At 71.5% G+C, this 19,703-nt stretch carries 18 protein-coding genes; 12 read left to right on the top strand and 6 right to left on the bottom strand.

Going from position 1 to position 19,703, the window contains the following annotated elements; translation table 11 throughout:
- Positions 1-60 precede the first annotated feature (60 nt).
- Both ACFWTE_RS04235 and ACFWTE_RS04240 read left to right on the top strand, forming a co-directional pair.
- Positions 61-528 carry a MarR family winged helix-turn-helix transcriptional regulator gene (locus ACFWTE_RS04235; RefSeq protein WP_378777873.1) on the top strand — a complete coding sequence of 156 codons (468 nt, stop codon included), beginning with the start codon at positions 61-63 and terminating at the stop codon, positions 526-528.
- 564 nt (positions 529-1,092) lie between these two features.
- Positions 1,093-1,758 (top strand): lytic polysaccharide monooxygenase, encoded by a 666-nt coding sequence (locus tag ACFWTE_RS04240; protein ID WP_378777874.1) that lies wholly within the window; start codon positions 1,093-1,095, stop codon positions 1,756-1,758.
- 217 nt (positions 1,759-1,975) lie between these two features.
- Here ACFWTE_RS04240 and ACFWTE_RS04245 read toward each other — a convergent pair whose 3' ends face one another.
- Both ACFWTE_RS04245 and ACFWTE_RS04250 read right to left on the bottom strand, forming a co-directional pair.
- Complete coding sequence (locus tag ACFWTE_RS04245) at positions 1,976-2,740, bottom strand: GntR family transcriptional regulator (RefSeq protein ID WP_378777875.1); 765 nt, start codon at positions 2,738-2,740, stop codon at positions 1,976-1,978.
- Positions 2,741-2,982: 242 nt separating this feature from the next.
- The gene (locus ACFWTE_RS04250) at positions 2,983-4,146 is read right to left on the bottom strand and encodes a 4-hydroxybenzoate 3-monooxygenase (protein ID WP_378777876.1); all 1,164 of its coding nucleotides are present in this window, start codon (positions 4,144-4,146) and stop codon (positions 2,983-2,985) included.
- A 303-nt stretch (positions 4,147-4,449) separates the two neighbouring features.
- Between ACFWTE_RS04250 and ACFWTE_RS04255 the strand changes: the two genes are divergently transcribed.
- From ACFWTE_RS04255 to ACFWTE_RS04280, 6 genes are all read left to right on the top strand, one after another.
- On the top strand, positions 4,450-5,397 hold the full coding sequence (locus ACFWTE_RS04255; RefSeq protein WP_378777877.1) for an ABC transporter substrate-binding protein: 948 nt from the start codon (positions 4,450-4,452) through the stop codon (positions 5,395-5,397).
- A gap of 130 nt (positions 5,398-5,527) precedes the next feature.
- Positions 5,528-6,526, top strand: coding sequence for an ABC transporter substrate-binding protein (locus tag ACFWTE_RS04260; protein ID WP_378777878.1), 999 nt, complete (start codon positions 5,528-5,530; stop codon positions 6,524-6,526).
- Positions 6,523-7,380 (top strand): ABC transporter permease, encoded by an 858-nt coding sequence (locus tag ACFWTE_RS04265; RefSeq protein WP_378777879.1) that lies wholly within the window; start codon positions 6,523-6,525, stop codon positions 7,378-7,380. The genes ACFWTE_RS04260 and ACFWTE_RS04265 overlap by 4 nt, the downstream gene beginning before the upstream one ends.
- A complete protein-coding gene (locus tag ACFWTE_RS04270) occupies positions 7,377-8,264 on the top strand; it encodes an ABC transporter permease (protein ID WP_378777880.1) in 888 nt (295 codons plus the stop codon). The genes ACFWTE_RS04265 and ACFWTE_RS04270 overlap by 4 nt, the downstream gene beginning before the upstream one ends.
- Positions 8,265-8,328: 64 nt before the next feature.
- On the top strand, positions 8,329-9,141 hold the full coding sequence (locus ACFWTE_RS04275; RefSeq protein WP_378777895.1) for an ABC transporter ATP-binding protein: 813 nt from the start codon (positions 8,329-8,331) through the stop codon (positions 9,139-9,141).
- An 86-nt stretch (positions 9,142-9,227) separates the two neighbouring features.
- Complete coding sequence (locus ACFWTE_RS04280) at positions 9,228-10,688, top strand: aldehyde dehydrogenase family protein (RefSeq protein ID WP_378777881.1); 1,461 nt, start codon at positions 9,228-9,230, stop codon at positions 10,686-10,688.
- Positions 10,689-10,749: 61 nt separating this feature from the next.
- Here ACFWTE_RS04280 and ACFWTE_RS04285 read toward each other — a convergent pair whose 3' ends face one another.
- Complete coding sequence (locus ACFWTE_RS04285) at positions 10,750-11,403, bottom strand: TetR/AcrR family transcriptional regulator (RefSeq protein WP_378777882.1); 654 nt, start codon at positions 11,401-11,403, stop codon at positions 10,750-10,752.
- A 59-nt stretch (positions 11,404-11,462) separates the two neighbouring features.
- On the opposite strand from ACFWTE_RS04285, the gene ACFWTE_RS04290 reads away from it, so the two are divergent.
- On the top strand, positions 11,463-12,875 hold the full coding sequence (locus ACFWTE_RS04290; RefSeq protein WP_378777883.1) for an aldehyde dehydrogenase family protein: 1,413 nt from the start codon (positions 11,463-11,465) through the stop codon (positions 12,873-12,875).
- Between the two features lie 15 nt (positions 12,876-12,890).
- Here ACFWTE_RS04290 and ACFWTE_RS04295 read toward each other — a convergent pair whose 3' ends face one another.
- The 3 genes from ACFWTE_RS04295 to ACFWTE_RS04305 all read right to left on the bottom strand — a co-directional run bounded on the left by ACFWTE_RS04295 (position 12,891) and on the right by ACFWTE_RS04305 (position 16,724).
- Entirely contained in the window at positions 12,891-13,676 is a 786-nt protein-coding gene (locus ACFWTE_RS04295) for a polysaccharide deacetylase family protein (protein ID WP_378777884.1), read from the bottom strand.
- 154 nt (positions 13,677-13,830) lie between these two features.
- Positions 13,831-15,477: a polysaccharide deacetylase family protein gene (locus ACFWTE_RS04300; protein ID WP_378777885.1), complete on the bottom strand. Its 1,647-nt coding sequence runs from the start codon at positions 15,475-15,477 to the stop codon at positions 13,831-13,833.
- A 152-nt stretch (positions 15,478-15,629) separates the two neighbouring features.
- Positions 15,630-16,724: a pyroglutamyl peptidase gene (locus ACFWTE_RS04305; RefSeq protein WP_378777886.1), complete on the bottom strand. Its 1,095-nt coding sequence runs from the start codon at positions 16,722-16,724 to the stop codon at positions 15,630-15,632.
- A gap of 202 nt (positions 16,725-16,926) precedes the next feature.
- On the opposite strand from ACFWTE_RS04305, the gene ACFWTE_RS04310 reads away from it, so the two are divergent.
- From ACFWTE_RS04310 to ACFWTE_RS04320, 3 genes are all read left to right on the top strand, one after another.
- Entirely contained in the window at positions 16,927-18,474 is a 1,548-nt protein-coding gene (locus ACFWTE_RS04310; RefSeq protein WP_378777887.1) for an aldehyde dehydrogenase family protein, read from the top strand.
- Positions 18,475-18,623: 149 nt separating this feature from the next.
- Positions 18,624-19,130, top strand: a complete 507-nt coding sequence (locus ACFWTE_RS04315) for a MarR family winged helix-turn-helix transcriptional regulator (protein ID WP_378777888.1) — start codon at positions 18,624-18,626, stop codon at positions 19,128-19,130.
- 47 nt (positions 19,131-19,177) lie between these two features.
- Complete coding sequence (locus tag ACFWTE_RS04320; RefSeq protein WP_378777889.1) at positions 19,178-19,606, top strand: organic hydroperoxide resistance protein; 429 nt, start codon at positions 19,178-19,180, stop codon at positions 19,604-19,606.
- Positions 19,607-19,703: the final 97 nt, after the last annotated feature.

Below are 19,703 nucleotides of genomic sequence, written 5' to 3' on the forward strand. Positions count from 1 at the left end.
GACTTCCGGGCCGCGTCAAGGGCGCTGCCGCGGAGTCGCGACGAGTGAGGCGGAGGCGGCATGGGACAGGACAGGGAACAGGCGCTGCGGGAGGTGTCCGACGCCGGGCGAAGGCTCAGCGCCGCGGCGGTCATGTTCCACACGGCCGTGGGGGAGAGGCTGGGTATCGGCCCCAGCGACTGGAAGACCCTGGACCTGCTCGACCGCCACGGTCCCTGTACGGCGGGTGAGCTCGTGCGCCACTCCGGTCTGGCGCCCGCTTCCGTGACCGGGGTCGTGGACCGGCTGGAGCGCCACGGGTTCGTGCGGCGCACCAGGGACGAACAGGACCGGCGCCGCGTGGTCGTCACCGTGGCCCCCGACCTGCCCGCGCGCATGGCCGAGGCTTTCGCCGGGCTGCTGCGCGGCCTCGGCGAGGTCAACGCCCGCTACGACACCGAACAGCTCGCCCTCATCGCCGGATACCTGTCGGCGGCGGCGGAGGCGCAGACGGCGGCCACCGCCGAGCTGTCCCGGGGCGGATCCTAGGCCGTGCCCTCCGGGGTCCCCGCGGCCCGCCCCGGGTCGAGGCCGCTGGCTCCCGGACCGGTGGGACGCCATGGGACGCGGTTCCGAATACTGTCCTGAAGGTGCGAACACACTGTCCTTTGCGCCTTGAGGGCACACGCCGTCGTCCCCGAGTCGAGCCGGCTCCGCGGGGCGATGCGGAGATCTTCGCATGTCGGGAGCGGGAAGAGCGCGCGGGGGCGCCCGCAGGCCGATCGCTCACCGTGTTCGATCCGATCCGGACGGCGAAAATTCTTCGCCGGGACCCGTTGTGAGCCTGTGTCGTTCCTGTTAACTTGCACCGTGCGAGGCCATGGGAGCGTTCCCAAAACGAGGGATCACCCATGGGGCTCACAAAAATCCCGAACTGTCCCCGACCGGATACGGCGACACAACCGATTCCTTGGCATGTACTACCTCGAAACCACGAAAAGGGATGGACGTGATCGCCCTGCCGGAGCCCCGCCGGCCCACCCGGAACGGGCAGGGCGGGGAACCGCCGCACCATCGGACGGACAGGCCCGCAGACGGAAAGGAAGACCCCCCGTGAAGACTGTGACCAAGGTGGGCGCGATCGCCGCGGCCGGCACCCTCGCCGGTGCGCTGGCCGTGTCGCTCGCCCCGCAGCCCGCCGCCGCCCACGGCGCGTTCACCTACCCCGCCAGCCGCACCTACGCGTGCTACGTCGACGGCCTGGAGGGCGGCGCGGGCGGCAACGTCGAGCCCACCAACCCCGCCTGTGCCGACGCCCTGGCCGAGGGCGGCTCGTACCCGTTCTGGAACTGGTTCGGCAACCTCATCAGCGACGCGGACGGTCGCCACCAGGAGGTCGTGGCCGACGGCGAGCTGTGCGGGCCCACACCCGCCTTCTCGGCGTTCAACGCCGCCCGCACCGACTGGCCGACCACCGGCCTGCCCTCCGGTGGGACGGTCGAGTTCCACCACAACGCGTGGGCCCAGCACCCCGGCACCTTCTTCACCTACGTCACCGAGGCGGGCTGGGACCCCGGCTCCGCGCTCACCTGGGCGGATCTGGAACTCGTCGACGAGGTGACCGACCCGCCGCTGCGCCAGGGCGGGGTCCAGGGCGCTGAGTACTACTGGGACGTCGACCTGCCCGAGCGGCAGGGGCAGCACATCGTGTACGTGGTGTGGGAGCGCTCGGACAGCCCCGAAGCGTTCTACAACTGCTCCGACGTCGTCTTCGGCTGATCCGGTCACCGGCCGCGCCGCCGTGCGCGAGGGGACGGCGCGGCCGGTGCGTCCCCGCCCCGGGCCGCCGCCTCCCGGCGGGCGTGCCCGGGGCGCCCTGAGCCGGGGGAGGCCGCGGTGGATCGGCTCCTGCGGATCTTCGCCACCCGGGGGTGGGCCGCCAGGCGCGGGGAGAGCGCCGAACAGGCGACCGCCCCGGGTAGGAGGGGACCGCGTGTCAGTGCGCGGTCGGCCTACCCGTGGCCCGGTCCGGGCCCTCGGAAGGGGTTGCGGGCGCGGTGGAGGCCCGCGGAGTCGTCCGCACGGCGCCCGTCGCCGGAAGGGGGCCGCCCAGCATGTGCGCGAGCGCCCGGCGCGCCGAGTCCACGTGTTCTGCGGCCGCGTCGCCCAGCGCCGGAGTGTCCCCGCCCGCGAGCATCCGCACCAGGTCGCGGTGCTCGTCGACCACCGCCGAGCGGTACTGGGCGTGGCCCAGCCGTATGCGGGTCAGCTGGAACAGGAACACCTGCGATCGCACCCCGTGCCAGGCCTTGGTCAGCCGGCTGTTCCCGGCGGTGTCGTAGACACGGTCGTGGAAGGCCATGTCCAGGGAGAGCAGGGCGGGGCCCTCCGCGCCGGCGGCCAGGGCCCGCTCCATCGCACCCACCACGCCCGAGAGCTCCGCGAGGCGTTCGGGGGTGGCGCGGGTGGCCGCCGTGCGGGTGGCCAGGCGTTCCAGCGCCGCGCGGACCGTGTAGACCTCGTCCACGTCGTCGGGGCTCAGCTCGATCACCCGGGCGCCGCGGTGCCACTCGCTGTGGACCAGGCCCTCCCGTTCCAGGATGGCCAGGCCCTCGCGGACCGACCCCCGGCTCACGTCCAGCGAGGAGGCCAGCTCGACCTCGCGCAGGGCCGCGCCGGGTGGGACCTGGCCCTCGAAGATGGATTCGCGGATGCGGTCGGCCGCCTCGTGGGCCAAACCGCGCCGCTGCGCCCTGCGCATGCCGTTTCCTCCCGGATCCGCCCTCGGACTCGCCCCTGACGCCGCGTCGAGTGTACGGGTATGTCCGCCGGGGCGGGGCCTGCGCGGGGCACGGGCCGACCCCGATGGCGGGATGTTGACATCCGGACAACCCCTGTCGGAGGATGAGTCACCCGGTCATTCCGGGTGCCACGGTCTCCGTGGTCCGGATCCCGTCCTGATCCGGACCACGGGATCCGGGCCGGGAGACCGCCCGTCCGGCCTCACACGCGGGGGATGCCGGTGTAGTTCTCCGCCAGCTGGGTCGAGGCGGCCCGTGAGGACGCCAGGTACTCCAGGTGGGAGAGCTGGAGGCGGTGGTCGAAGGCGTCGCCCGAGGTGTGCAGCAGCGTGGTCATCCAGTAGGAGAAGTGCTCGGCCCGCCACACCCGGCGCAGGGCCGTGGCCGAGTAGTCCGCCAGGGCCCCCGCCTCGCCGCGCGTGTACCAGGTGCGCAGGGCCTCCGCCAGCAGTGCCACGTCGTTCAGGGCCAGGTTCAGGCCCTTGGCCCCGGTGGGCGGCACGATGTGCGCCGAGTCCCCGGCCAGGTAGAGGCGCCCGTGGCTCATCGGCTCGGTGACGAAGCTGCGCATGGGGGTCAGGCTCTTGGAGGTGAGCGGCCCGCGCCGCAGTTCCCAGCCGGGGACGGCCATGCGCTCGGACAGTTCCTCCCACACCCGCTCCTGCGACCAGTCGTCGGGGTCGGTGCCGTTGGGTACCTGGAGGTAGAGGCGGCTCACCTCCTCCGAGCGCATGCTGTGCAGGGCGAAGCCCCGCTCGTGGCGGGCGTAGACCAGTTCCTCGCACGAGGGCGGCACGTCGGCCAGCACACCCAGCCAGCTGAAGGGGTAGAGCCGGTCGAAGGTACGGACGACGTCCTCGGGCAGGCTGCGCCGCCCGATCCCGTGGAAACCGTCGCAGGCCGCCACGTAGTCGCACTCCAGCAGCTGCTCCTCGCCGTCGTGGGTGAAGCGCACGCGGGGGCTGTCGGTCTCGATCCCCTCGATCGCGGTGGCCCGGGCGCCGAAGAGGATCCGGCCCCCGTCCGCCAGGCGCCTGGCGGTCAGGTCCTTGACGATCTCGGTCTGTGCCCAGATCTCCACGGTGCGCCCGCACAGGTCGGAGAAGTCCACGCGGTGGGAGCGGCCGTCGAAGCGCAGTTCGATGCCGTGGTGGGTGATGCCCTCACGGTCCATGCGGTCGCCGAGGCCGTTGCGGCGCAGGAGCTGGGCGACGCCGTGCTCCACCACGCCCGCGCGCTGGCGTGCCTCGACGTAGTCGCGGTCCCGGGTCTCCAGCACCACCGACTCGATACCGGACAGGTGCAGCAGGTGGGAGAGCAGGAGGCCGGAGGGCCCCGCTCCGATGATGCCGACGCGTGTGCGCATGCAGGTGTCCCCTCGTCCGGTGGGCGTCCCACCCAGGCGGCTTGGATGTTCTCAATGCGGACGTTCATTCACATGACGAACATTAAACGAGCTTAGCGAGGCCACGTCCAGTCGGCGATGCGGGCCCTGGGATGCCCTGACCAGGCATGGTCATCCCATCACCCGGCGTTCATGGTGTCGAAATGTGCTCGCATCACATCTTGACCCAGTGGGCTGAATCACCTAAGTTCGCAGAAAGAACAAGTGTTCGCAAAACGTACAACGGTGGGCGTCGGCGCCCACCCCGACGCGGTTGGAGCACCGATGCGCCGTAAGCCGGCCGTCCTCATCGCAGGAGCCGCACTACTGGCCGCCACCGCGTGCGGCGGTACCGACGCCGACTCCGGGGGCCTCACCACCCTCACGGCCGGGGTCATCCCCATCGTCGACGTGGCCCCCGTCTACCTGGGCGTCGACCAGGGGTTCTTCGAGGAGCGCGGCATCGACCTGCGGCTGGAGTCCGGGTCCGGTGGCGCCGCCATCGTGCCCGGCGTCATCAGCGGCGAGTTCGACCTCGCCTTCAGCAACACCGTCTCCCTCATCGTCGCCCGCGACCAGGGCCTGCCCCTGGTCGTCCTCACCAACGGGGTCACCACCACCGGTGAACAGGGCGCGGACTTCGGTGGCGTCTTCGTCCTCGACGACAGCCCCGTCGAGGACGTCGCCGACCTGGAAGGGCTCACGGTCGCCGCCAACAACCTCAACAACATCGGCGACACCACCGTCCGCCAGTCCGTACGCGAGGCCGGGGGAGACCCCGCCGAGGTCGAGTTCGTCGAACTCCCCTTCCCCGACATGCCCGCAGCCCTGGAGACCGGCCAGATCGACGCGGTCTGGGCCGTGGAACCCTTCGCCTCGATCATCCGCGAGGCCGGACACCGTGAGATCGCCTCCAACTTCGTGGACACGCACCCCGAGCTGTCGGTCGCCGCCTACTTCGCCTCCGAACAGCGCATGGCCGAGGAGCCCGAGCTCTTCGGGGACATCACCTCGGCCCTGGAGGAGTCCTTCGCCTACGCCGAGGACAACCCCGACGAGGTCCGCCGGATCATCTCCACCTACACGGAGATCGACCAGGCCGTCATCGACCAGATGGTCCTGCCCCGTTTCCCCGCCGAGACCAACCGCGATTCCGTGCAGGTCCTCGCCGACCTCATGGTCGAGGACGGACTCCTCGACGCCGAGCCCGACCTCGACGCGCTCTACCCCTGACCCCGGGCCCGTACCCGGCACACGGGATCCCCTCAGCCCCGGGGTCCACGCCCGCGGCGCCGGACACGCCCACCGCCCCCCCGGCGTGTCCGACACCGCCCCCCACCGCCCCTTCAGGAGCCACCGCACCATGACCGCGACAAGAACCACCTCCGGCACCCGCTCCCGGCGCTCCACCACCTACGGGCTCCTCGCCGCCGGCGCCGCGCTCGCCCTCACCGCCACCGCCTGCGGCACCGGTGAGGGCGAGGCGGCCGACGAGGGCGGACTCACGCCCGTCAGCGTCGGGGTCCTGCCCATCACCGCGGTCGCGCCCCTCTACCTCGGCGTCGAGCAGGGCCTGTTCGAGGAACAGGGCCTGGACGTCACCATCGAGACCGGGGGAGGAGGCGCCACCACCGTCCCCCGCGTCGTCAGCGGCGAACTCGACTTCGCCTTCGGCAACGTCGTCTCCCTCATCATCGCCCGTGAGCAGGGCCTGCCGCTGACCGTGGTCGCCAACGGCATGACCACCACCGGGGACGCCGACACCGACTACAGCGCCCTGGTCGTCCCCGCCGGCAGCGCCATCGAGAGCCCCGCCGACCTGGAGGACGCCACCGTCGCCATCGACAACCTCCAAAACATCGGCGACACCTCCGTACGCCACTCCGTCCGCCTCGACGGCGGCGACCCCACCGGCGTCGACTTCGTCGAACTCGCCTTCCCCGACATGGTCGGCGCCATGGAGACCGAGCAGATCGACGCCGCATGGGTCGTCGAGCCCTTCCTCACCATCGCCATGCGGCAGGGGGCCACCCCCATCGCCGCCAACTTCGTCGAACTCGACCCCGAGCTGTCCATCGCCACCTACTTCACCAGCGACGAACTCATCGCCTCCGACCCCGAGACGGTCGACGCCTTCACCGAGGCCATGAACGCCTCCCTGGTCCACGCCCAGGACAACCCCGAGGAGACCGCCGGCATCCTCACCGAGTTCACCGAGATCGACGCGGCCGTCGTCGACGAACTGCGCTGGCCGCGCTTTCGCCCCGAGATCGACCGCGGCGCCCTGGACACCATCGCCGACCTCATGGTCACCGACGGCCTGATCGACTCCGCACCCGACCTGGACACGTTCATCAGATGACCGACACCACCGCAAGCCCGGCGCACCACACGCCCGCGGCCCCCGCGGGCGGGGGCACACGCCCGCGCGGGACCGCCCGCACGGTCCCAGGCACACCACTCCTCGGCGCCTTGGGCATCGTGGCGTTCCTCGCCCTGTGGGAGGCCGTGCCACGCCTGGGAGTGGTCTCCGACCGCTACCTGCCTCCCGCCTCCGAAGTCCTCGTCGCCCTGGCCGAACGCGCCACCACGCCCGCCTTCTGGACGGCCGTCGGCGACACGCTCGCCGGGTGGGCCCTGGGGCTGGCCATCGCCTTCGTCGCAGCCGTCGTACTCGGCTTCACCCTGGGAGCACTGCCCCGGGTGCGCGCCTTCACCAACTCCACGGTGGACTTCCTGCGCCCCATCCCCTCGGTCGCGCTCATCCCGCTCGCCGTACTCATGTACGGCACCGACATCCGCTCCACCCTGCTCCTGGTCGTCTACGCCTGCTTCTGGCTCATCTACATCCAGGTGCTGTACGGAGTGGCCGACGTCGACCCCGTCGCGGAACAGACCGCGCGCTCCTACGGGCTCGGCCGCCTGGCCCGCGTCCGCCACGTCGTGTGGCCGACCACGCTTCCCTACCTGATGACGGGTCTGCGCCTCGCCGCCGCCGTCGCACTCATCCTGTCCATCACCGCCCAGCTCATCATCGGCTCCCCGGGCATCGGCCGCGAGATCGCCGTCGCCCAGTCCAGTGGCGCCGTCGCCTCGGTCTACGCTCTGATCGTCGCCACCGGCGGCCTCGGAGTCCTGATCAACACCGGGGTGCGCGCACTGGAGCGCCGTGTCCTGCGCTGGCATACGTCCGTCCGCGGGGAGACCACCGCATGAGCCGGCACACCCGGACCGTAGGGTCCGACGACAACGGCACCGCCGCAGGGGCCCAGGCCCCCGCCCCGAGCGCGCGACCGCGCCGCCGCGGTGCGGCCGGCGCCACCCTGGGACGGCTGAGCGTGCGCACCCTGCACGTGCTCCTCCTCCCCGTCCTGCTCATCGGGGTCTACGCCTACGCCAGCGCCACCTCGGACAGCTACTACACGCCCACCCCCGACCTCATCGCCGCCGCCTTCGTCGAGCTGTGGTTCTCCGAGCGCTTCTTCGTCGACGTGCTCCCGAGCATCGCCCGCCTGCTCACCGGTTTCACCGTCGCGGCGGTCATCGGTGTCGGCCTGGGTGTCCTGCTGGGCCTGTCCTCACGTACCCGGGCCCTCCTCGAACCCGTCCTGGAGTTCCTGCGCGCCATCCCGCCGCCCGTCCTGGTGCCGCTGATGATCCTGCTCGCCGGTATCGACGACTCCATGAAGGTCATGGTGATCATCTCCGGTTGCGTGTGGCCCGTCCTGCTCAACACCGTGGAGGGCGTCCGCGCCGTCGACCCGGTCCTGGCCGACACCGCCCGCTGCTACGGCATCACCGGCACCACCCGGCTGCGGGTCCTGGTCCTGCGCTCGGCCAGCCCGCAGATCATGGCCGGGCTGCGTCTGGCCCTGGCCCTGGCGATCATCCTCATGGTCATCAGCGAGATGTTCGCCAGCTCCAGCGGGCTGGGCTTCGCCATCGTCCAGTTCCAGCGGACCTTCGCCATCCCCGAGATGTGGGCGGGCATGGTCCTGCTCGGTCTGATCGGTTTCGCCCTGTCGGCCCTGTTCGAGCTCGCCGAGGGCCGTGTCCTGGGCTGGTACCGGGGTCTGCGCGCCGCGAACAGGGGAGAGTGAGCCCATGGGCAGCGCGGCGCACCCGACCACGACCACGACGAACCACGAGGGAGAACGTCCCACCATGCTCAAGGTCACCGGCCTCCAGAAGATCTACAACGGGGGTGCCGGCGCCGTCGAGGCCGTCCGCGACCTCACCTTCGAACTCGGCGAGGGCGAACTGGTCTGCCTCGTCGGCCCCTCCGGGTGCGGCAAGACCACCCTGCTCAAGTGCATCGCCGGGCTCATGCCGCCCACCAGCGGCACCGTCGAGCTCGACGACCGGCCCGTCACCGCCCCGCCGCCCGACATGGCCGTGGTCTTCCAGGAGTACGGGCGCAGCCTCTTCGCGTGGATGAACGTGCGAGCCAACGTCGAACTGCCCCTGAAGGAGAAGAAGCTCTCCAAGGAGAGGCGCGCCGAACTCGTCCGCGAGTCCCTGGAGGCGGTGGGGCTGACGGACTTCGCCGACGCCTACCCCTGGCAGCTCTCCGGCGGCATGCAGCAGCGCGTGGCCATCGCCCGCGCCATCGCCTACGAGCCCAAGGTCCTGCTCATGGACGAGCCGTTCGCCGCCGTCGACGCGCAGACCCGCGCGGACCTGGAAGACCTCATCCGCGAGATCTGGAAGCGCCTGGGCGTCACCGTCCTCTTCGTCACCCACGACATCGACGAAGCCGTCTACCTGGGCGAACGGGTCCTGGTGCTCTCCTCCTCGCCGACCGTGGTGCAGGACGACATCACCGTCGACCTCCCGGCCGAGCGCGACCAGCTCACCACCCGCCAGGACGAGCGCTTCACCGAACTGCGCGCTCGCGTCTACGCCGAGATCCAGCAGGCCAAGAGGGGTGCCGGCCGCACGGACGCCCCGGCCGGCAGCCGGGCCGCCGCGCGCTGACCCGAGTACCGCAACCGATCCGCGTCGCACACGCGAAAGCCCGCCCACACCGTCGCAACCGTCGCAACCGTCGAAGGAGACACACCGTGACCCTGATCGCCTCCGAGGACTACACCTCCGCCATCTTCACCGGGGCGTGGACACCCGCCAGAGGCGGTGACGCCCCCGTGGTCTCTCCGTCCACCGGGGACGTGCTGGGACGCACCGGCATCGCCGACGCCGACGACGTCCACGACGCCGCCGCGCGTGCGGCCCGCGCCCAGAGGGGGTGGGCCGCCGCGTCCTTCGAGGAGCGGGCCGCCGTCCTGCGCCGAGCCGGTGACCTGCTGGAGGCCGAAGCCGAGGAGATCATGGGCTGGCTGCGCCGCGAGGGCGGGGCGGCGGCCGGGATGGCGGGTTTCCAGGTGCACGTGGCGGCGGGGGAGTGCTTCGAGGCCGCCGCACTGGCCTCCCAACCGCACGGCGAGATCCTGCGCACCGGCAAGCCGCGGCTGAGCTTCTCCCGCCAGGTCCCGGTCGGGGTGGTCGGCGTGATCGCACCGTTCAACGTGCCCCTGATCCTGGGCATCCGCTCGGTCGCCCCGGCCCTGGCCGTGGGCAACGCGGTCATCCTCAAGCCCGACCCCCGCACCGCGATCTGCGGAGGCGCCGTCATGGCCGAGGTCTTTCGCAGGGCGGGCGTCCCCGAGGGCGTGTTCCAGGTGCTGCCCGGCGGGGTCGCCGCGGGGGAGGCCCTGGTCGCCGACCCGCACGTGCGCGTCATCTCCTTCACCGGCTCCACCGCCGCCGGCCGCAGGGTCGGCGAGGCGGCCGGGCGCCACCTCAAGCGCGCCCACCTGGAGCTGGGAGGGAACTCGCCGCTGGTGGTCCTGGACGACGTGGACGTGGACGCGGCCGCCTCGATCGGGGCCTGGGGTTCGTTCCTCCACCAGGGGCAGATCTGTATGACCACCGGCCGCCACCTGGTGCACGAGTCCGTCGCCGACGCCTACGTGGACCGGTTGGCGGCCAGGGCCGACGCGCTGACCGTCGGCAACGCCGAGGCCGACGGTTCCGCGCTCGGCCCGGTCATCGACGCCGGGCAGCGCGACAAGATCCACGCGCTCGTCACGGGCAGCGTGGACTCGGGCGCCGAACTGCGCGCGGGCGGCACCTACGAGGGGCTGTTCTACCGGCCCACCGTCCTGGACCGGGTGGAGGCGCACACCCCCGCCTACGCGCAGGAGGTGTTCGGACCGGTCGCCCCGGTCGTGCGCTTCTCCTCGGTCGACGAACTGGTGGAGCTCGCCAACTCGACCGCGTACGGCCTGTCCCTGGGTGTGCTGACCAGCAACCCGATGCGCGGTATGGAGATCGCCGACCGGGTGCCCAGCGGCATCGTGCACATCAACGACCAGACCGTGGACGACGAGGCCGTCGCCCCGTTCGGCGGGGTGGGGGACTCGGGTACGGGCTCCCGCTTCGGCGGCACCCGCGCCAACCTGGAGGCGTTCACCGAGACGCAGTGGGTGACGATGCAGGCCGACCCGGCACGCTACCCCTTCTGAGCGCGCGGGCCGGGCCGAGAACGCGGGCGGTCGGCAGGGGCCTGCGGTACCGGGGCTCCCCTCACCGGTGTCGGGTGGCGGCCTCCACGGGTGCGGCGGTCGCCCCCAGGGCCCTCAACAGGTAGGGGAGCAGCCGCTCCGCCATGTCCGCACCGGGGCGGGAGCCGGGAGTGTGGGGGATGAGGAAGGTGTGGCTGACCATCGGCCCGATGACCATCTCCCCCACCACGAGGGCGTCCTCCACCGGGGGAATCTCCCCGCGTTCGGCTGCCCGGTCCAGTACCGCGCCGACGCGGTGCTGGAGGGGCATGACGAACTGGTCCATGAGCACGTCGGCCAGGGCCTGGTTGTGGGCGGCCTCGCCCAGGACCGCGCGCAGGAGACGGCCTGAGGGCCCGTCCAGGGCGGCGGCCTTGTCGTGGAGGAGGGCGCCCAGGTCCGAGCGCAGGCTGCCCGTGTCGCGGTCGGGGCCCAGTTCCTCGGCCCAGGCGCGGGCGGCGCCGACGACCAGGTCCTCCTTGGACCGCCAGCGCCGGTAGAGGGTGGCGGTGGAGACGCCGGCGCGTTTGGCGACGGCGGCCGTGGTGAGTCCGCCGTAGCCGTTGGCCTGGAGTTCGGCGAGGGTGGCGTCCATCAGCGCGCGGTCCCGGGTGGCGTCCCGCGGTCGTCCCCGGTGGGGGGAGCGGGAGGCGTCGGGCAGATGGTCGGTGCTCATACCGGAATCCTACGCGAGGACACTGTTGGAAACGAAACACTTTCGTTTACCATCGGTTCATGACGAGAACCGATCCCCCCAGCGAACCGTTCACCCTGACCACCGACATCCCGCCGATCGTGGCCGGGCTGCGCTCGGCCTTCGCCTCGGGGCGCACCAAGCCGATCGCGTGGCGGCGCGCCCAGCTGCGCGCGCTGCGGCGCATGCTCACCGAGGAGCGCCCCACCCTGGAGAAGGCCCTCCACACCGACCTCGGCAAGAGCCCGGTGGAGGCGTACACCACCGAGATCAGCTTCGTGGTCAACGAGATCGACCACACGCTCAGGCACCTGGCCTCGTGGCTGCGCCCGCAGCGCGTGCCGGTACCGGTGGCGCTGGCCCCGGCGAAGGCGCGGAAGGTCCGCGAGCCGCTCGGTACCGTGCTGATCGTGTCGCCGTGGAACTACCCGGTGAACCTGTCACTGGCGCCGCTGGTCGGTGCGATCGCGGCGGGCAACGCGGCGCTGGTCAAGCCCAGTGAACTCTCCCCGGCCACCTCGGCGGCCCTGGCGGACCTGGTGCCCCGCTATCTGGACAGCGAGGCGATCGCGGTGGTGGAGGGCGGTATCCCCGAGAGCACCGCTCTGCTGGAGGAGCGCTTCGAGCACATCTTCTACACGGGCAACGGCGCGGTGGCCCGCATCGTCCTGGCGGCGGCCGTCAAGTACCTGACCCCCGTCACCCTGGAACTGGGCGGTAAGAGCCCGGCCGTGGTCGAGCCCGGCGTGGACCTGGCGGTGACGGCCCGGCGCCTGGTGTGGGGCAAGTTCACCAACGCGGGCCAGACCTGCGTGGCCCCCGACTACGTGCTCGCCATCGGGGACACCGCCGAACCGCTGCAGAGGGAGCTGGCGGCCGCCATCACGGAGATGTTCGGCGACGACCCCGCTCAGAGCGCCGACTACGGGCGCATCGTCAACGAGCGCCACTTCGACCGGTTGTCAGCCCTGGTGGAGAGCGGGACGGTGACGGCCGGGGGAGGCCGCGACCGGGGCCGGCTCTACATCGCGCCCACGGTGCTGGGTGACGTCTCCCCGGAGGACCCGGTGATGGCGGAGGAGATCTTCGGGCCGATCCTGCCGGTCATCCGGGTACCGGACCTGGACGCCGCGATCGCCTTCGTCAACGAACGGGACAAACCGCTGGCGCTGTACGGGTTCACGGCGTCGGACCAGACCAAGCGCCGCCTGACCACCGAGACCTCCTCGGGCGGCCTGGCCTTCGGCCTGCCCATCGCGCACCTGGCCGTCCCCGGCCTGCCCTTCGGCGGTGTGGGGGACAGCGGTATGGGCGCCTACCACTCGACGGCGTCCCTCGACACGTTCTCGCACACCAAGTCGGTGCTCGACAAGTCGCTGTTCATGGACACCATGAAGGTCGCCTACGCGCCCATCACGGAGGCCAAGGAGAAGCTGCTCCGCAGGCTCCTGTGAACCGAGCCCGCAGGCTCAGCGGGACCGGGCGTCGCTGTAGGCGTTGCCCGGTTCCATCTCGTCCTCGCCGAACAGGTCGTTGACCGTGACGAAGTGGTAGCCGTCCTCCGCGAGCCCCTCCAGGACGTCGGGGATGGCGTCCACGGTGCTCTCGTGGATGTCGTGGAACAGGACCACGCTGCCGGGGGCGGCGTTGTCGAGGGTCTTCTCGGTGACTGCGTCGGAGTCGCGGCTCTGCCAGTCCAGGGTGTCCACGTCCCACAGGACCATGGGCTGGTCGACCGTGTCGCGCACGGTGTCGTCGAGCGACCCGTAGGGGGGACGCATGCTCTGCGGGTCCTCGCCGGTCACCTCACGGACGGCGTCGTCGGTGCGGTCCATGTCCTTCTCGATCTCACCGGCGGACAGTCCGGCGAGGTCGTCGTGCTTCCAGGAGTGGTTGCCGATCTCGTGGCCCCCGTCGCGCATCCGCTCCAGTGCCTCGGGGTTGCCCTCCACCTTGGAACCGAGGACGTAGAAGGTGGCGAGGGCGTCCTTCTCCTCCAGGGTGTCCAGGAGCTCGTCGGTGTACTCGCCCGGACCGTCGTCGAAGGTCAGGGCGATGCACTTGACCTCTTCGCAGCCCTGCGCCCTGGCCTCACCCCGGAGCTTGGCCGCGGTGTCGTCCCTCTCCACGGTCGTCGGGGCCGCTCCCGTGGCGGGCGCGGCGGCCGCGGCCGCCGTGGACGGAAGCACGGAGACGAGCAGCAGGCCGGAAACAGCGCCAGCGGAAACGGTTTGTATCAATCGCGTTACGTTCACACATTGAAAGGTATCCAGAGGTTTAGCCGAAAGAAAACCGAATCCGCTCAGAGTGAGAAAGCGCTCGTCCTCCCCTCGCGGGAATGGAACCGTGGGCTTCCCTCCCCGTCGGGGCCGGGGCGCCACGCCGGCACCGGTGCCGTGAACTGCGAGGTCACTCCTCCCGGTCCTCGTCGCCGTCCCCGCCCTCGCCGTTGGGGCCGATGGGCTGGGCGTCGGTGTACACCCTGCCCGGGGCGAGCTCCTCGTCGCCGAAGATGTCGGTGACCGTCACGAAGTGGTAGCCCTCCCGGTGCAGCCCCGCCAGTACGTCGGGGATGGCCTGCACCGACGTCCGGTGGATGTCGTGGAACAGAACGACGCTGCCGGGCACGGCGTTGGTCAGGGCGTGCTCGCTGATCGCGTCGGTGTCGCGGCTCTGCCAGTCCAGGGTGTCCACGTCCCACAGGATGAGCGGCTGCTCGACCGTCTCGCGCACCCTCCCGTTGAGCGAACCGTAGGGCGGCCGGATGGTCGGCGGGTCCGAGCCGATCACGTCGTGCACGGCCTGGTTGGTCCGCTCGATGTCGCTCTTGACCGCCTCGGCCGACAGGCCCGCGAGGTCGTCGTGCTTCCAGGTGTGGTTGCCGAGTTCGTGCCCCTCCGCGGCCATGCGCGCCACGGGTTCGGGGAACTCGTCGACCAGGGAGCCCAGGACGTAGAAGGTGGCGCTGGCGTCGTACTCGGCCAGCATGTCCAGGAGCTCGTCGGTGTGCTCGCCCGGACCGTCGTCGAAGGTCAGGGCCACACACTTGAGCCGTTCGCAGTCCAGGGCGCCGGCGTCGTCGCTCAACCCGCCGCCCAACGGGAACTCCTCGTCGGCGGCGTGGGCGCCCAGAGCGGCCTCGCGGGCGTGGAAGCCCAGCTCGGACAGCAGGTTCTCGGAGTTCTCCGGCTCGACCGGTAGCATCACCTCGTCGACGCGGCCCGCGCTCGGCACGTCGGCCGCCTCCATACGGACGGCCAGGCCTCCCGCGGTGCTGAACGCCAGGTCCTCGAGCGGGGAGCCCGCCCAACGCTCGGCCGCCTCCAGCGCCTGGTCCGGGTCGGTCAGGTCCAGCGGCCCGCCGGCGCCGTCCCGACCGCCGTGCGGTTCAGCCCGGGTCTCCCCGGCTCCGGAGGACGCGGCGCCGTCGGCGGCGGCGGCGGTGTCGGTGTCGGTTCCGTCCCCCCCGTCCTCCGCCGCCCGCGCCCGGGCGGCGACCTCGCCGACCAGGCCCGGCATCTCCTGGACCGGGAGGTGGTACTCGTCCTCCAGGATCCCGGCGACCTCCAGGTGCGCCTGTTCGATGGAGGCCTCGTCACGGAAGAGCGAGGTCCAGGGAAGAACGCTCTTCCCGGCCACGTCGTACCACAGGCTTCGCGCGTCGAAGGTGTCGCGTGTCCCCGCCGAGGTGGCAGCGGTGAGCCGTACCCCGAGGACGTCGGGGGAGGCGGCCAGGACTGCCACGTCCTGGTGCAGCTCCGGGGTCCCCCTCTCGGGAAGGTCCTCCAGGAAGGCGGTCTGGCGCTCGGCCATGGAGGTGCGGAGTTCGGTCATGAGAGCGGGCGCGCCGCCCATCAGCGGATACCGGTAACTCACCACGCTGTGGTCAGTGGTCACCGACAGGGTCTCCGCCTCCAGACCGGGCATCTCGTCGACCGGGGTGCGGACCGCCTCCGCGTACGGGAGTTGCTGGTCCGCGGCTTGGCAGCCCGGCACCAGAAGTAGGCCCAGGGCGGCGCTGACAGAGAGATTTCGTCGCAGTGAGGTGACAGCCACGAGGGGACCATATCGGAGCGTCCGACCAAGATGGGAACTCAGAGCGATTACTTGGATACTCTGGGTAGTTCCTTGGCCTTTTCGATGCACTTTCGGGGCCCGGCGCGGGGAAACGGGATCCCGTGGTCCCGCCGACCGGCCACCCGAGTCCCTCAGGCCACCGGGGGAGGCGTCCCCGCGGCCTCGGCCACAGCCCGCACGATCGCGCGGACCTGGGCCAGGACCGCGGCGTTCTCCTCGGGGCCGGCCACCTTGGGCAGGTGGACGTGCCCTGCCGGAACATCCCAGCCGGAGCGGTCCCGGAGCAGGGCGTTGCGGTAGGCGATCTCGTTGGACAGGTAGTTCCCACCGCCGCCGCGCCGTGCCGAGGACCCCGCGCTGGGGCCGTCCCGCCGCTCCCTCTGCTCGTCGTCTCCGGCGGGGACCTCTGTCACCCCGGTGTTCACGACCACCGGGTAGGGGCTCCCCGCGGTCGCCTCGATGATCCGTGCGCCGGGGAGCGACGAGCGCGTCCACTCCGGGGCGTCGGTACCGGGGACCGGCGCCCGGCCGGTACGGACCTCGTGGACGTTGTCCGGACCGCCTCCGCGCCAGACCCCGTTCCACTCCTCCAGGTCGAACCGTCCCGGTCGACCCCGGCTGAGGGTGACCACCGCGTCGGCGCGCCCGTGCTGGGGGGCCAGGGCCTCCTCCACCAGTCCGGCGTCGAAGTCCGCCCACCGCACAGGGAACACGGCTGTGCGCACCACGGCGGTGCGCTCGCCCACGGGGAAGGTCCACCCGTTGAGGTCCAGGGCCGCGGCCCCGGACGGGTTGGAGCATCCGGGGTCCTCGTCCAGCCGGAAGGGGTCGAAGCCGGTCGCCACGATCCGGATCCACCGGTCACCCGGGGGGAAGTCGAGGTCGGTGATCCCGCGCGAACCGGTCTCCAACAGGTGCAGCAGGTCCGCGCGCTCGGCGCCGGACAGCGCGAACTGCGGCTTCCAGGTGCGCAGACGGGCGGCGAGGACCAGGCGGGCCCAGTACGGGGGGCGGTCGTCGGGGCCGTCGACGTCGGTGCGGGTGGCTTCGGTCCACAGCCGTGAGGCGTGTGCGGAGACCGTCTCGCGGACCTGCGTGAGGCTGGTGGCCGCGCGCAGGTCCGCGCTGAACAGGGGTTCGGCGGCGCCGAAACCGGAACGGGCGAGGATGCGGCGGGGAACGGGGAGTCCGGCGCGGTCCTCTTCGGGCGTGGTGTCGTGGTACACGGAGTCGCTGTCTGTCGATAGGTCGGACTGTCGTCCGTGGGGATCGTGGTGGTGGAGCCAGCCGAGTCTAACGTCGCCCAAACCCCGCTGTGGCAAGGGAGTGCGGCGCGTCCCGGAACGAGACGCGGGGGCTGGACCGGGCGGCTCGGACTTGGCAGGGTGTGTAGTGACCGCAGGCCCCTCTCAACGGAGAGAGAAACACATGGACACTTCCGCCCTCCCCGACACCGAGCACCTCGCCGAGCGCGCGAGGACCGCTCTGGGACGGTGCGGCGTCGGTCGGCTGCGCGAGCCGATCGGGGCCGCCGGGGTGGCGAGGACGCCGATCACCGGGCAGATCCTCTTCCCCGTCGAGTTCGATACCGCCGCCTCCGCCGAGCGTGCCGTCACCGCCGCCCACGACACCTTCACCTCCGCATGGCGGGACACCCCCGCGCCCGTGCGGGGGCGGCTCGTCCACCGGTTCGGTGAGCTCCTGCGCGAGCACAAGGAGGACCTGGCGGCGCTGGTGACCATCGAGGCGGGCAAGATCCACTCCGAGGCCTTGGGCGAGGTCCAGGAGATGATCGACATCTGCGACCTGGCGGTGGGCCTGTCCCGGCAGCTGTACGGCCGCACCATGCCCTCCGAGCGGCCCGGTCACCGGCTCATGGAGACCTGGCACCCCCTGGGCGTGGTCGGCGTGATCACGGCGTTCAACTTCCCGGTGGCCGTGTGGTCGTGGAACACGTGTGTGGCGCTGGTGTGCGGGGACACGGTGGTGTGGAAGCCCTCGGAGCTGACCTCCCTCACCGCGCTCGCCTGCCACGGGCTCCTCATGCGGGCGGCGCAGGACGTCGGAGCTCCCGCCGACGTCCACCGGCTGGTCCTGGGGGGCCGCGAGGTCGGCGGGGCCCTGGTGGAGGACCGCAGGGTGGCACTGCTGTCGGCGACCGGTTCGACGCAGATGGGTCGTGCCGTCGCTCCGCGTGTGGCCGCCCGGATGGGCCGCTACCTCCTGGAGCTGGGAGGCAACAACGCGGCCGTGGTCGCCCCGTCCGCGGACCTGGACCTGGTGGTGCGCGGGAGCGTGTTCGCCGCAGCAGGGACGGCGGGGCAGCGCTGCACGAGCCTGCGCCGGCTCATCGTGCATGAGGACGTGGCCGACGAGGTCGCCCGGCGGATCGTGGACGCCTACAAGCAGCTGCGCGACCGGATCGGGGACCCGTTCGGGGAGTCGACCCTGGTGGGCCCGCTGGTCGGCGAGCGCGCACACGCGGCGATGCTGGCCGCGCTGGAGCGGGCGCGGGCCGACGGCGGTGACGTACTGGTGGGCGGTGCCCGCAGGTGGGAGGAGGCGGCCGCGGACGCCTACTACGTGGAGCCCGCGGTGGTCCGTATGCCGGGACAGACCGAGGTGGTGCGGGAGGAGACCTTCGCACCGATCCTGTACGTGCTGACCTACCGCACGCTGGAGGAGGCGGTGGAGCTGCACAACGGGGTGCCCCAGGGGCTGTCCTCGGCGATCTTCACCCAGGACCAGGCCGAGGCCGAGCGGTTCCTGGCAGCGGGGGGCTCGGACTGCGGGATCGTCAACGTCAACATCGGCACCTCGGGCGCGGAGATCGGCGGCGCCTTCGGCGGCGAGAAGGACACGGGCGGCGGGCGCGAGTCGGGGTCGGACTCCTGGAAGGCGTACATGCGCAGGGCGACCAACACCGTGAACCACGGCGGTGAGCTGCCTCTGGCCCAGGGGGTCCGCTTCCTGTGACACGGTGGTGCCCGCGCCCGGGCAGGGGCGCGGGCACTCTTCCGCCCAAAAAATTGCATGCAACCATGTTGCGCACAACTGAATCCTGTTACGGTAGTGCCACCGGAGCTCGCGAAGGCGGGTCTTCCGCGAGGCAGGAGGGAAACACCGTGGCAGATCCCGACGAGGGCGACCCCCTCACGTTGGACAACCAGCTGTGCTTCTCCCTCTACACCGCCTCCCGGGCCCTGACCGGGCTGTACCGGGAGCTGCTGGGGGAGCTGGGACTCACCTACCCCCAGTACCTGGTGATGCTCGTCCTGTGGGAACGCGGAACGCTCACGGTCAAGGAGCTCAGCCGCGCCCTGCACCTGGACTCGGGCACGCTCTCCCCTCTGCTGCGCCGACTGGAGGCCTCGGGCCTCGTGATCCGGGAGCGCAGCACCAGCGACGAGCGCGTCGTCCGCGTCACCGCCACCGCCGCGGGCCTGGACCTGCGGGAGCGGGCGACGGACATCCCCGGCCAGCTGGTCTGCGCCACGGACCTGACCGCCACCGCGGCACGGGACCTGCGGGACGCACTCGGGCGGCTCACGCTCTCGGTGGAGACCGCCGCGCGCAGGCGTGCCCCGTGCGACACCGCCGACGCGACCGGAACCCGACCCCCGCACCGGTAGAACCCCACCACGGGCTCCGCGCGAGCGGAGCCGAGAGAGAGGCATCAATGGCATACAAGGCCATGTACACGACCAAGGCCACCGTCACCGGCGAGGGCCGCAAGGGCAGTGGCAAGACCGACGACGGCCGCCTCGCGGTCGACCTGTCCGTGCCCAAGGGCGTGGGCGGCGACGACGGACTCGGCACCAACCCCGAGCAGCTCTTCGCCATCGGTTACGGCGCCTGCTTCCACGGCGCGCTCAAGGGCGTCGCACGGCAGGCCAAGGCCGACGTCGAGGGTTCGTCGGTCGACGCCCAGGTCACACTCGGCAAGTCCGAGGAGGGCCTGGACATCGCCGTGGACCTCACCGTCACCATCCCCGGCCTGGAGCAGGCCAAGGCCGAGGAGCTGGTCGAGGCCGCTCACCAGATGTGCCCCTACTCCCGTGCCACGCGCGGCAACATCGAGGTCAACCTGTCGGTCAGGACCGCCTAGGGCCAATGCCGTTCGGTTAGCCGTCTGGTGGGCTTGGCAAGGCTTCGATCGTGATGTGGACGACTGTTCTGTGGGTGCGGTGGTCGATGTCGCGGCC

The organism is Nocardiopsis sp. NPDC058631 (genome assembly GCF_042716955.1).
GTDB lineage: Bacteria > Actinomycetota > Actinomycetes > Streptosporangiales > Streptosporangiaceae > Nocardiopsis.

Coding starts and splice junctions, on each gene's coding strand:
- ACFWTE_RS04285 (WP_378777882.1), bottom strand. CDS start 11,403: ATGAGCACCGACCATCTGCCCGACGCCTCCCGCTCCCCCCACCGGGGA.
- ACFWTE_RS04260 (WP_378777878.1), top strand. CDS start 5,528: ATGACCGCGACAAGAACCACCTCCGGCACCCGCTCCCGGCGCTCCACC.
- ACFWTE_RS04255 (WP_378777877.1), top strand. CDS start 4,450: ATGCGCCGTAAGCCGGCCGTCCTCATCGCAGGAGCCGCACTACTGGCC.
- ACFWTE_RS04290 (WP_378777883.1), top strand. CDS start 11,463: ATGACGAGAACCGATCCCCCCAGCGAACCGTTCACCCTGACCACCGAC.
- ACFWTE_RS04310 (WP_378777887.1), top strand. CDS start 16,927: ATGGACACTTCCGCCCTCCCCGACACCGAGCACCTCGCCGAGCGCGCG.
- ACFWTE_RS04265 (WP_378777879.1), top strand. CDS start 6,523: ATGACCGACACCACCGCAAGCCCGGCGCACCACACGCCCGCGGCCCCC.
- ACFWTE_RS04270 (WP_378777880.1), top strand. CDS start 7,377: ATGAGCCGGCACACCCGGACCGTAGGGTCCGACGACAACGGCACCGCC.
- ACFWTE_RS04235 (WP_378777873.1), top strand. CDS start 61: ATGGGACAGGACAGGGAACAGGCGCTGCGGGAGGTGTCCGACGCCGGG.
- ACFWTE_RS04275 (WP_378777895.1), top strand. CDS start 8,329: ATGCTCAAGGTCACCGGCCTCCAGAAGATCTACAACGGGGGTGCCGGC.
- ACFWTE_RS04250 (WP_378777876.1), bottom strand. CDS start 4,146: ATGCGCACACGCGTCGGCATCATCGGAGCGGGGCCCTCCGGCCTCCTG.
- ACFWTE_RS04320 (WP_378777889.1), top strand. CDS start 19,178: ATGGCATACAAGGCCATGTACACGACCAAGGCCACCGTCACCGGCGAG.
- ACFWTE_RS04245 (WP_378777875.1), bottom strand. CDS start 2,740: ATGCGCAGGGCGCAGCGGCGCGGTTTGGCCCACGAGGCGGCCGACCGC.